Here is an 11402-nt window from a genome sequence, read left to right on the forward strand (position 1 = left end):
GCGTCACCCCGCGGGCGATGTCAGTGGATGCCGACGGGGCGCTCGGCGGGGTCGCCGAGTCGGGGTTTGTGGATCACGAACGCCGCGGTCGCAGCCGCGATAAGCATGACGGCTGCCCCGCCGATGAACACGGCGGCGTAGCCGTCGGTCATCGCAGAGAGCGTTTCGCCACCGCGGGAGGCACTGACGTAGAGATTCGTCAGGACGGCCAGCCCGATGGCTCCGCCGATCTGATTGGTGGCGTTGGCCGCCGCGGCGGCTGCACCGGAGTCCTCGGGGCGAACGTGCGAGAGTGCCATGTTCTGCGCAGGCACGAAGATCGCCGCCATCCCGATGCCCATGACGACCAGGCCGGGGAGAACCTCGGCCCAGTACGAGCCGCCGACCGAGACGCGTGCCAGAAGGAGGATGCCGGCCGCAGCGACGAGCGGACCCCCGACCAGCAGGGGCTTGGGGCCGAAGCGCGGAATCAGACGCAACAGCGCGGGGATCGCTGCTCCGATCGTGAGTGCCAGCGGCAGAGTTGCGAGTCCCGCGACGAGCGGCGGCATCCCGAGGACGAGCTGGAGGTGGAACGTGATGTAGAGCGAGACGGACACCATGGCCGCCCCCGCGCAGGCCTGGACGATGAGCGCGCCGCCGCGGTTGCGGTCGAGCACGACCCGCAGGGGAAGAAGCGGCGCTGCGACCTTCATCTCGATCAGCACGAAGCCCGCGAGGAACACCACGCCGATGGCGATGAAGACGAGCGCTCCGCTTTCCATCCATCCCTGCTCGGCGAGGGTGAACCCGTAGACGAGCGTTCCGAGGCCCACCGCGATGGTGATCGCTCCGCCGACGTCGAGTCGCCCGTGTGCGTCGGCGCGGCTCTCCCTCAGCACGATGAAGGCGGCGACGAGCGCGAGCAGGGCCACGGGGATGTTCACGAGGAGGCACCAGCGCCAGTCGGCGAACTCCGTCAGAACCCCGCCGAGCAGGATCCCGACGGCAGCTCCGCTCGAGGTGATACCGCCGAGCACACCGAACGCGAGGTTGCGCGCGCGGCCGGAGGGGAAGGTGACGCTGACCAGGGAGAGCGCGGCGGGTGCCATGAGAGCGGCTCCCGCACCCTGCAGCACGCGGCCGCCGATGAGCATGCTGCCGTCCACGGCGAGACCCGCGAGCGCGGACGCGATCGTGAAGACGACGAGGCCGAGCATGAAGGTGCGCTTACGCCCCCAGTAGTCGGCGATGCGACCCCCGATGAGCAGCACCGCTCCGAAAGTGAGGGCGTAGGCGGTGATGATCCACTGGCGGCTGTCTGCGCCGAGCTGCAGTGCGGCCGCAGCCTGGGGGATGGCGATGTTGACGATCGTGGTGTCCAGGATCACGAGCAGCTGAGCAGCGGCGAGCGTGGTCAGCACGAGCTTGTCGCGGGCGCTCAATCGTTCGCGGGCGGACGCAGTGTGGCTGATCGTCGAGGCGGGGGAGGAGGGGGTGGGCGTCGTGGGCACGGCGAAGTGGATCCGTTCTCAGGATTGAAGGCGTCGAGGGGTTTTCAGCCCGGATCGCCTTCAGCGACCACTCCGGCATCGTGCCGGCCACCGGACAATTGTACCGGGCCCTGCCCCTTGACGGCGGCCGCCGCCCTACTGCCTCCCCCCTGCGTCGCTCGCTGTCCGGACCTCGCGAGACTGCATTTCGCGCACGAGATCACGGGTAATCACCGTGATCTCGTGCTCAGAATGCAGTCTCGCGGTGAAAGAAAGGTCAGGTGAGGTTGTCGCGGCGCCAGAGCGAGGCGGATGCGGTGAGGTCTTCCGCGTAGGTGGTGAGACGAAGCGCTCGCGTGGTGAACGTGGATGCTCGCTCGGGCTCGCTCGTCTCGTGATCGTCGGCGAGCTGCACCGCACCCGCGGCCGTCACGCGACAGAACGCCGCGGCGCGCTCGAGCGCGACGGCGAAGTCGCCCTCGAAGAGCCCGCGCAGGATCATGTCGATCAGCGCCACCAGTTCCTCGGGGCCTGCCGGCGCCGGCGCGCCCGCGACCAGGTCGTCGATCGATGCGAGTGCAGCGCGGCCCCGCTCGTACAGGAGCGCCGCGGTGCGCGGGTCGTCGTGGATCATCGCCTGGAGCAGGTAGAGACGCCAGAGCGCGCCCGGCAGCGAGCGCGCCGGTGCACGCGACCACAACTCGGCGACGTCGTCGATGCCGTGCTCGGTCGCGAACGACACCAAGCGGTCGACGACCTCCGCATCCGGATCCGCACGCACGCGGGCGAGGAGAGCGGCGGCCGTCGAGTGCGCGATGCGCGACACTTCGGCGGGATCGTCGCCCGAGAACAGACGGTCGAACAGTTCGGCGGGACGCCGAATGGGCTTGTGGAAGGGCCGCTGCTCGTCAGTCATCCCCTCAAGGGTACCCGCGCTCCGCGCACGGCCGACGGGCAGTGGATGCGGCGAACGCAGGCCTTTCGAAACAGTAGGCTGGAGGTCACGGGCCTCTAGCTCAGTCGGTAGAGCATCGGACTTTTAATCCGCGGGTCGTGGGTTCGAGCCCCACGGGGCCCACCAGTCAGGCACTGGGATCGCGTCGCTTCGGCCGATCCCGCCGAATCGAAAATCCCGCCGAAAACCCGCCGCGCGGCTCAGGTGGTGTGGCAGTCGTTCGCGCAGTAGTAGCAGCCGTTGACGTCGCTGTAGAAGCGTCGCGCTGCCTGCACGGCGCTCGCGCACGACGAGTGCTCGCCGAGCGCCAGCTGATTCTCGCGGCTGGGCAAGTGATTGCAGTAAGCGTCCAGGTTATGAACCTCGTGGTCATTGGAGCCGTACTGCGCTGTTCGGTTGACAATGTACCTAGCCATCGAAGCTTCCCCATCTCCGCGCACGTCGTCGTGCACGAGATCAGCATAGGGCGCAGGTCGGACATTTACTTCGTGACATCGAATACTCTGCGTGTACGCTACGCGCAAGCGCGAGATTGGGGGAAGTTCAGTGTCTACATCTGCGGTATCGACCGATGATGCCCAACAAGAGCTCCTCGAAGAGGCCGGGGAGGCGAGCGCTTCCGACGGCGTGAATGACCAGGAAGACGCGCAGACTGACGACTCAAGCGGTGGCGATGGTGCGGCCGATTCACCGCCTGGGACACCGAAGCGACGCAAGCGGGTTGTAAGAACGTATCCGGCATCGTCCTTCAAGGAAGCTCTTCCCGTCGCCGAAGCAATCCAAAAGTTTGCCGCCGGACAGCGTGTGCGGCGCCTGACTCTCTTCGAGCACATGGGACGCTCCGTCGACAGCGGCGCGAGCCGCCAACTGATCACGAATTCCGCGCAGTACGGGCTCACAAAAGGCAGCTACTCATCCGAGTTTCTTGAACTCACCGACAAGGGGAAGCTTGCGTCGGGCGATGAGTCTCTCGGCCGCGCACGATTGGCGGCTCGCTTGCAGCTTGCAATCGCCGATGTCCCTCCGTTCAGCGGCATTTACGAGCAGTTCAAGAACAACCGCATTCCCGCATCCAACGTGATTCGAGACTTCGTCGTCGAGCAGTCTCTAGCGAGCGAAGACGCTGCTGATGAGTGCGTCGAGACTTTCCTTGCGAACGCTCGGGATCTCGGGCTACTCACGAACTACGCTGGCGCCGAACGTCTCCTCACCTTTGAGACGCTCCTGGAAGACGCTGCTACCGAGCCGGACCCTGCGCCCGCCGATGCGCAGGGTCCTCCAGCTTCCGAGACCGTCAAGGTTCTCGATGTCCCCCGACCCGACGCGGCGTCTCCGGCGCGCATCATCGCGGACACCTCGGATCTTTCCAATGTGTGCTTCCTAGTCACGCCGATTGGGGAACCCGACTCCATCCAACGGCAGCACGCCGACCTCATGCTCGGCTCGTTAATCGAACCTGCGCTCGCACCGCTGGGCTTGCGCATCGTTCGCGCGGACCGGATTAGCACTCCGGGGCTGATCACTGGTCAGGTGATCGATCATCTGGTCAGATCACCGCTAGTGATTGCTGATCTGTCTTTTGGTAATCCGAATGTCTTCTACGAGCTGGCACTTCGGCACGCCGCACGGAAGCCAATCGTGCAGCTCATACGCGCGGGCGACGCACTCCCATTCGATGTCGGACAGTTCCGCACAGTGACCATCGACATGACGAGCATCTACACGCTGGTTCCCCAGATCGACTTGTACCGGTCCGAGATCACACGCCAGTGCAGACAGGCCATTCAAGAAGAAGGAGAGGCCGAGACTCCACTGTCGCGTTTCTACCCGACATTCTGGGACCGCATCAGCACGAAGTAGGGCTCGCGGTACATTTATCCCTGCGCGAAACGCTCGGGAGTGCTGGGCTTTGCATTAGTGGCCACATCGCTGCTGTATCGATACAGATCGGCTCAGCGTCTTGCCTGATTGGCGGCGTTGATGAGGTACGAGCCTCGCACGCCAAGCCTGTAGCGGATGACCGCAGGGACCGTGCTGATGTCATCAAGTGCGCTGTTTACAGTGCTCTCGTCCACGTCCAGCAGCCTCGCGAGGTTGCCTACCGTCAGACCACAGACGGCGACGAGCGACTCAAGGATGCTCTTCGCCCGCTCGTCATCGTCGATTTGCAGACCAACCGTGAGCTGCGCAATGAGCGCGGATAGCCGGCCGCCGTCGCCGGGCATGAGCGGCGTCTCAGCCATGAGCAGGTCCATGCTCGCCTTCGACCCGTCCTCGTCGAGAAAGGACTGCAGGCTCTCGATCTCGATGCCTGTGATGCGGTGCACGGCTTCGAGCGAGATTCGCCCGTCATCGATCATGGCTCTCAGCTCTTCGACAAGGTGCGGCGTCTCTGAGGTCATCAAGAGTCCTTTCGTCACCCTCGGAGGGCCGAGTGCCTCTGCCCCCTAGCTCCGGTCGAGGGCACAGCCCCACCGCTCAAGCAGATGTTCGATACCCAGCGCCCGCAGCAGTATGTCGCACCGCAAACCGTCAACTCCGCGGCGTCTCATAAGCAGGTTGTCACGAATCGTTCCGTCGAGAACGGGGGCGTCTTGTTATAGGAGGACACTCAGTCCCGCGCGTTCCACTCCGTCGCTCCGATCTCCTCCTTCGTCACGTCAGCCAGCGAGACCTGGCGCGCGTCGGGAGAGTTGAGCTGCACGATCCAGTCGGGACAAGGGACGTCGCGGATCCGCGCGACCGCGGCAACGGCGTCAACCCGAAGCGTGCCGCAGCCGAACAGCGTCGTCGATTCGCTGTACAAGCCAGCATTCACCTGCGAGTTCGTGGGAACGAAGATGTCGACGGACGTCGCATCCAGGCTGGTGGCGAAGCTGTAGATCGTTGACGCGCGCCTCTCGCCCTCGGCCGAGAGTTGCTCTTCCGGTGTCAGGAACATGTGCGCAGCGAGCGGCAGAAGGTCAACCCTTGTGACGACACCGTGCTCTGCCGAGAGCACTGTATCCAGCAGACCCTGAGCGATGAAGTCGACCCCTCCTGCGATGCCTTGTGCGGCGCCCCGCTCCGACGCTCCATACGGCGTCGAGATCGTCCCACAGGCTGTGAGCAGCAGCGACCCAGCTGCCGCGATCATCGCGATAGCGGCGCTACGTCGTACCCGCAGAGATCGGCGTTTCATGGTCGCTCGCCACGGTGAGGGACGACCCACGTACGGAACTCATCCCAGGCGAGACTGCGACCGCCGGAGTGGTAACGGAAGAAGAACGTGTACTTCCCGGCGTCGTCCGCTTTGCCGTCGTCGCTGATCCGTCGCGGTAGTCCCGCCCACCACAAGGACTGCACGGTCGCCCGGGACGGCGACGGCACCCCGTCGATCTCTATCACCGCGAAGAGTCGCCCCGCGCTGTCTTCCAACGTCCAGGCGACGCGGCCCGCGACAGACGCGAGGTAGAACCCGTCGACGGCACGGACGATCACTTCGCCGAGTGTCGCGTCGTCTGGCATCTCCCAGGTCTCGGCGTGGCGCTCGACATCGTCTCCCATCGCGACGGAGTCGCGGTCGACCTTGATCGTCAGCACGGGGCCAGGTTAGCGAACCCGTCACCCCGCTGGGCTTGCAGCGCTGCGACCGGAAAAAGTAAGTGCCAGGCCGCAGAAACGCCTCTCGGCGCAAGGCCGCTCGCAGCGGCAGAAGTTGGAGCCCGGGGTTACTGCGGCCCGGCTGTTCCAGTGTAACGGAGCCTCGCCGTGCAGTATTCCGCCCGCGTAGGCTCGGGGAATGGCCTGGCGATTCGCACTCCTGCTCGCACCCGCCGCATCCGATGATGCGCGCACCGACTTCTCCGGCACGTTCACGCCGATCGATCCGTCGGCACCGGCGCTGAGTGTGGGCGAGCTCAGCACGCAGCGTGGTGACGGCATCTTCGAGTCGATCGGAGTCGTCGACGGCCATGCTCAGGAGGTGTCCGCCCACCTCGAGCGACTCGCGCACTCGGCGCGGCTGTGCGATCTTCCTGTGCCGAACCTCATGCAGTGGGAGCAGGCGGTCGTGGCCGCTGCATCCGAGTGCCCGGCGGGGGAGTGCGTCATCAAGCTCATCCTGAGCCGCGGGGTCGAGCACGGGCCGACGCCGACCGCCTGGGTCACGGTCGCCGAGGCGCCCGACAACACCCGTGCGCGCCGCGACGGCATCCGCGTCGTCCTGCTCGACCGCGGATACGACAGCGGTGCCCCGGAGCGTGCGCCGTGGCTCCTGCTCGGCGCGAAGACCCTCTCGTACGCGACCAACATGGCGGCGATCCGCGAGGCCCACCGTCGCGACGCGGATGACGCGGTGTTCGTCACGAGCGACGGCGTGCTGCTCGAGGGCCCAACCTCCTCCCTCGTGCTGCGCCGAGGCGACCGATTCGTCACGCCCGCCCCGGGCGCCGGCATCCTGCACGGCACGACGCAGCTCAGCCTGTTCGCGCACCTCGCCGAGCGCGGATTCGAGACCGACTATGCGACGCTCGGCGTCGACGCGCTGCGCGAAGCGGATGCGGCATGGCTCGTCTCCAGCGTGCGCCTCGCCGCCGGCATCACCGCGGTCGACGGCGCGCCGCTGCCGTACGACGCGGCCTTCACCGCCGAGCTCAACGACTACCTGCTGTCGCCGCGCGACTGACCCGCATCCATCCGCTCGGCCGATACCCGGGTTGACCGGCGCGAAGGGGCGGTCACGCGGAAGCGCGACCGCCCCTCACGGGTGCCGTCGGATCAACCGAAGCGGCCGGAGACGTAGTCCTCGGTGGCCTGCACGCTCGGCGTGGTGAAGATCGTGGAGGTGTCGTCGTACTCGATGAGCTTTCCGGGCTTGCCGGTGCCGGCGATGTTGAAGAACGCGGTCTTGTCGCTCACGCGCGACGCCTGCTGCATGTTGTGCGTCACGATCACGATCGTGTACTCGCTCTTGAGCTCGTCGATCAGCTCCTCGATCGCGTACGTCGAGATCGGGTCGAGGGCCGAGCACGGCTCGTCCATCAGCAGCACGTCGGGGGAGACGGCGATGGCGCGGGCGATGCACAGACGCTGCTGCTGACCGCCCGAGAGACCGGAGCCCGGCTTGTCGAGGCGGTCCTTGACCTCGTTCCAGAGGTTGGCGCCCTGCAGCGATTTCTCGACGAGAGCATCCGCGTCCGACTTCGAGATGCGCTTGTTGTTCAGCTTGACGCCGGCCAGCACGTTCTCGCGGATCGACATCGTCGGGAATGGGTTGGGGCGCTGGAAGACCATACCGATCTGGCGACGCACCAGCACGGGGTCGACGCCCTGGCCGTAGAGGTTCTCGCCGTCCAGCAGCACCTCGCCCTCGACGCGCGCGCCCGGGATGACCTCGTGCATGCGGTTGAGGGTGCGAAGGAAGGTGGACTTGCCGCATCCGGACGGCCCGATGAAGGCCGTGACGCTCCGCGGTTGGATGTGGAGGCCGACGCCCTCGACGGCGAGGAAGTCGCCGTAGTAGACGTTGAGGTCGTTGACTTCGATGCTCTTTGACACGAAGGGGTTCTTTCTCTCGGGAGATCAGCGGCCGGTCTTCGGCGCGAAGACCTTCGCGACGATCCGGGCGACGAGGTTGAGGAGCATGACGATGAGGATCAGGGTGAGGGCTGCGGCCCAGGCCCGATCCCAGTACGCCTCGGGCGGGATGCCCTGGTTCGCGTACTGCGTGTAGACGAAGACCGGCAGCGTCTGCATGCGGCCGTCGAAGAGGTTGTAGTTGAGCGAGTCGGTGAAGCCGGCCGTGATCAGCAGCGGCGCGGTCTCACCGATGACGCGGGAGATCGAGAGCATGACACCCGTCGTGATACCGGCGATCGCGGTCGGCAGCACGACCTTCACGATGGTCAGCCACTTCGGCACGCCGAGGGCGTACGACGCCTCGCGCAGCTCGTTCGGCACGAGCCGCAGCATCTCTTCGCTTGAGCGCACCACGACGGGGATCATCAGCACGGCGAGCGCCACGGCGCCCATGATGCCCATGCGGATGCCGGGCCCGAAGAACAGTGCGAACAGCGCATAGGCGAACAGGCCGGCGACGATCGAGGGGATGCCGGTCATGACGTCGACGAGGAAGGTGATCGCCTGGGCGAGCCGGCCACGGCCGTACTCGACGAGGTAGACCGAGGTGAGGAGCCCGATCGGGATGGAGATGATCGCCGCGGCGAGCGTGATCAGCACCGTTCCCCAGATGGCGTGCACGATGCCGCCGCCCTCACCGACGACGTTGCGCATCGAGGAGGAGAAGAACGTCGCGTCGAAGCGGGCGACACCGTTGGCGATGACGGTCCAGGCGACCGACACGAGCGGCACCATCGCGATGAGGAAGGCGCTCGAGACGATGCCGGTGACGAGGCGGTCGACGGCCTTGCGGCTGCCCTCCACGATCGTGGAGATGACCGTGATGAGCACGAGGTAGACGAGCGCCGCCGAGACGAGCCAGCCCGCGACGTTCACACCCTCACCGGTCGCGGTGCCGAGGATGGCGAAGACGGCGAACATCGCGGCGAGCGATGCGCCCAGCAGCACCCAGGGGAACCATCCGGCCAGTCGGCCGGCGCGCAGCTGTGCGCCGGATGCGGTGCGCGCGGGGGCTGCGGATTCGGTGATCGTCATGTCAGTTCGCCCCCGAGAATTCTTTGCGACGGCTGACGATCCAGCGCGCGATGGCGTTGACCACGAAGGTCACGATGAACAGGATGAGGCCGGTCGCGATGAGCACGTTGATGTTCGTGCCGTAGGCCTCGGGGAAGGTCAGTGCGATGTTCGCGGCGATCGTCGAGGGGTTCTGAGAGGTGAACAGCTGCCAGGTGACGGCGCCCGTGGTCGAGAGCACCATGGCGACGGCCATGGTCTCGCCGAGGGCACGCCCGAGGCCGAGCATGGCTCCCGAGACGATCCCGGAGCGACCGAAGGGCAGCACGGCCATCCGGATCATCTCCCAGCGGGTCGCACCGAGGGCGAGCGCTGCTTCTTCGTGCAGCTTCGGCGTCTGCAGGAACACCTCTCGGCAGATCGCCGTGATGATGGGGACCACCATGACGGCGAGCACGATGCCGGCGGTGAAGATCGTGCGCCCCGTGGCCGAGACGTCACCGGAGAAGAGCGGGAACCATCCGGCATTCTGGTTCAGCCACGAGTAGACCGGCTGCACGGCGGGGGCCAGCACGAGGATGCCCCAGAGGCCGAAGACGACGGAAGGCACCGCGGCCAGCAGGTCGACGATGTAGCCGAGACCCTGCGCGAGGCGGCGCGGTGCGTAGTGGGTGATGAAGAGGGCGACGCCCAGCGACAGCGGAACGGCCATCAGCAGCGCGAGGAAGGCGGCCCACACCGTGCCGAACAGCAGCGGTGCGACATACGCCCAGAAGTTGGAGGAGAGCAGGGACGCCTGGGAGGCGTCTGCTCCGAGAGCCGGGATCGACTGGATGATGAGGAAGATCGCCACGGCGGCGAGCGTCACCAGGATCATGCTGCCGGCGGCCAGAGCGGAGCCCGAGAACCAGATGTCTCCGGGGCGCCGTTTGGCAGCGGGGCGGGTGGGTCCCGCGGCGGTGGCTGTCATCTATCGCTTTCTCGTCGTGTTCGGGTCAGGACGGGCCAGAGCGGCCCCGGGGGTGAACCCGGGGCCGCTCTGTGCGTGTCAGGAGATGGCGTCGATGGCCGTCTGAGCGCGCTCGCGCAGCGTGTCGGAGATGGGGGCGCTGCCGGCGTTCTTGGCAGCGGCCTCCTGGCCCTCCTCGCTGATCGCCGTCGTGAAGAAGCCCTGGACGAGCTTCGCCGCAGCGGCGTCGGTGTACTTCTCGCAACCGATCAGGTAGCTGATGAGGACGACGGGGTAGGCGCCGGCCTCGGTCGTGGTGCGGTCGATCGTGATGGCGAGGTCGTTGTCGCCGCGGCCGTCCTCGAACGGCGACGCGTCGACGGCCGTGGCCGCACCCTCGGCGGAGTGCGCGACGAAGTCATCGCCCACCTTGACCGCGACCGACGAGATGCCTGCGGCCTGCGACGAGTCGGCGTAGCCGATCGTGCCGTTGCCGCCCTTGACGGCGTTCACGACGCCCGAGGTGCCCTGAGCGGCCTCGCCGCCCGAGATCGGCCACTCCTCGACGGAGCCATAGGTCCAGCCGGCGGCGTCGGTCTTGGAGAGGTAGTCGGTGAAGTTGCCGGTCGTGCCCGACTTGTCGGAGCGGTGCACGGGCGTGATCGCCAGGTCGGGCAGCTTCGCGTCCTTGTTGGTCGCGGCGATGGCCGGGTCGTTCCAGTTGGTGATCGTGCCGGCGAAGATGCCCGCGATCGTGGCGGGGTCGAGGTTGAGCGCGTCGACTCCCTCGACGTTGAAGATGATCGCAATCGGCGACACGTAGGCCGGGATCTCGACGAGGCCCGAGTCGGGCGCGCAGGCGCTGAACGGGCCCGCGGTGATCTCGTCCTTCTTGAAGGCGCGGTCGGAGCCGGCGAACTGCACGGCGCCCGACTGGAACGACTCGCGGCCGGTGCCCGAGCCCTGCGGGTCGTAGTTGACCGTCAGGTCGGCGTTCGCCGTCTGCAGCAGCTGCGTCCAGGACTGGATGGCGACCTGCTGCGACGTGGCGCCGGAGCCGTTCAGGGTGCCGGAGAGACCGGTGGGCAGCGACGACTCGGAACCGGCGGAGGTCTCGTTGCCTGCGGGCGCCTCGTTCGCGGCGCAGCCGGCGAGCGCGAGTGCCGCGATGGCGGCGATGGCGCCCACCTGGGCGATGCGGGTGATCTTCACTGTGAAATCCTTCACGTGTCAGGGTTACGGGCCCGGTGCAGGGCTCGCCGAAGACGCTAAGCAGGCGCGTTTACCAGCGTCCGCTGTGCGGGTGAACGGAAGGTGAACGAAGCGAGGCGGATGCGGTGGCGCGAGCGCGTGGCGACACCATCCGTTCACCCGCGCTCCCTACTTTCGGCGC

12 protein-coding genes and 1 tRNA gene are annotated in these 11402 nt (G+C 66.7%); 3 read left to right on the top strand and 10 right to left on the bottom strand.

The window, feature by feature from the left end:
- Window positions 1-20: 20 nt before the first annotated feature.
- Window positions 21-1493 (bottom strand): MFS transporter, encoded by a 1473-nt coding sequence (locus tag LXM64_RS04770; protein WP_234074849.1) that lies wholly within the window; start codon window positions 1491-1493, stop codon window positions 21-23.
- Between the two features lie 256 nt (window positions 1494-1749).
- Window positions 1750-2388 carry a DNA-directed RNA polymerase subunit beta gene (locus tag LXM64_RS04775; RefSeq protein ID WP_234074850.1) on the bottom strand — a complete coding sequence of 213 codons (639 nt, stop codon included), beginning with the start codon at window positions 2386-2388 and terminating at the stop codon, window positions 1750-1752.
- Window positions 2389-2477: 89 nt separating this feature from the next.
- Here LXM64_RS04775 and LXM64_RS04780 point away from each other — a divergent pair.
- A tRNA-Lys gene (locus tag LXM64_RS04780) sits at window positions 2478-2553 on the top strand.
- 74 nt (window positions 2554-2627) lie between these two features.
- Here LXM64_RS04780 and LXM64_RS04785 read toward each other — a convergent pair.
- Window positions 2628-2843, bottom strand: coding sequence for a hypothetical protein (locus LXM64_RS04785; RefSeq protein WP_234074851.1), 216 nt, complete (start codon window positions 2841-2843; stop codon window positions 2628-2630).
- Window positions 2844-2934: 91 nt separating this feature from the next.
- On the opposite strand from LXM64_RS04785, the gene LXM64_RS04790 reads away from it, so the two are divergent.
- A complete protein-coding gene (locus LXM64_RS04790; protein WP_234074852.1) occupies window positions 2935-4287 on the top strand; it encodes a hypothetical protein in 1353 nt (450 codons plus the stop codon).
- Window positions 4288-4379: 92 nt separating this feature from the next.
- On the opposite strand, the gene LXM64_RS04795 is transcribed toward LXM64_RS04790, so the two are convergent.
- From LXM64_RS04795 to LXM64_RS04805, 3 genes are all read right to left on the bottom strand, one after another.
- The gene (locus tag LXM64_RS04795) at window positions 4380-4829 is read right to left on the bottom strand and encodes an HTH domain-containing protein (RefSeq protein WP_234074853.1); all 450 of its coding nucleotides are present in this window, start codon (window positions 4827-4829) and stop codon (window positions 4380-4382) included.
- 209 nt (window positions 4830-5038) lie between these two features.
- A complete protein-coding gene (locus LXM64_RS04800) occupies window positions 5039-5563 on the bottom strand; it encodes a hypothetical protein (RefSeq protein ID WP_234074854.1) in 525 nt (174 codons plus the stop codon).
- A gap of 41 nt (window positions 5564-5604) precedes the next feature.
- The gene (locus tag LXM64_RS04805; RefSeq protein WP_234074855.1) at window positions 5605-6009 is read right to left on the bottom strand and encodes a hypothetical protein; all 405 of its coding nucleotides are present in this window, start codon (window positions 6007-6009) and stop codon (window positions 5605-5607) included.
- Window positions 6010-6208: 199 nt separating this feature from the next.
- Here LXM64_RS04805 and LXM64_RS04810 point away from each other — a divergent pair, with 199 nt between their 5' ends.
- Window positions 6209-7093, top strand: a complete 885-nt coding sequence (locus LXM64_RS04810; protein ID WP_234074856.1) for an aminodeoxychorismate lyase — start codon at window positions 6209-6211, stop codon at window positions 7091-7093.
- 92 nt (window positions 7094-7185) lie between these two features.
- Here the strand turns inward: LXM64_RS04810 and pstB are convergent, their stop codons facing one another.
- The 4 genes from pstB to pstS form a co-directional block, all read right to left on the bottom strand.
- Entirely contained in the window at window positions 7186-7965 is a 780-nt protein-coding gene (pstB, locus tag LXM64_RS04815) for a phosphate ABC transporter ATP-binding protein PstB (protein WP_137417695.1), read from the bottom strand.
- 24 nt (window positions 7966-7989) lie between these two features.
- On the bottom strand, window positions 7990-9081 hold the full coding sequence (gene pstA, locus LXM64_RS04820; RefSeq protein ID WP_234074857.1) for a phosphate ABC transporter permease PstA: 1092 nt from the start codon (window positions 9079-9081) through the stop codon (window positions 7990-7992).
- Window position 9082: 1 nt separating this feature from the next.
- The gene (gene pstC / locus LXM64_RS04825) at window positions 9083-10030 is read right to left on the bottom strand and encodes a phosphate ABC transporter permease subunit PstC (protein ID WP_234074858.1); all 948 of its coding nucleotides are present in this window, start codon (window positions 10028-10030) and stop codon (window positions 9083-9085) included.
- A gap of 78 nt (window positions 10031-10108) precedes the next feature.
- A complete protein-coding gene (pstS, locus tag LXM64_RS04830; protein WP_234074859.1) occupies window positions 10109-11221 on the bottom strand; it encodes a phosphate ABC transporter substrate-binding protein PstS in 1113 nt (370 codons plus the stop codon).
- Between the last annotated feature and the right edge of the window lie 181 nt (window positions 11222-11402).

Origin of the sequence: Microbacterium binotii, from assembly GCF_021398715.1 — a bacterium.
GTDB classification, from domain to species: Bacteria; Actinomycetota; Actinomycetes; order Actinomycetales; family Microbacteriaceae; genus Microbacterium; species Microbacterium binotii_A.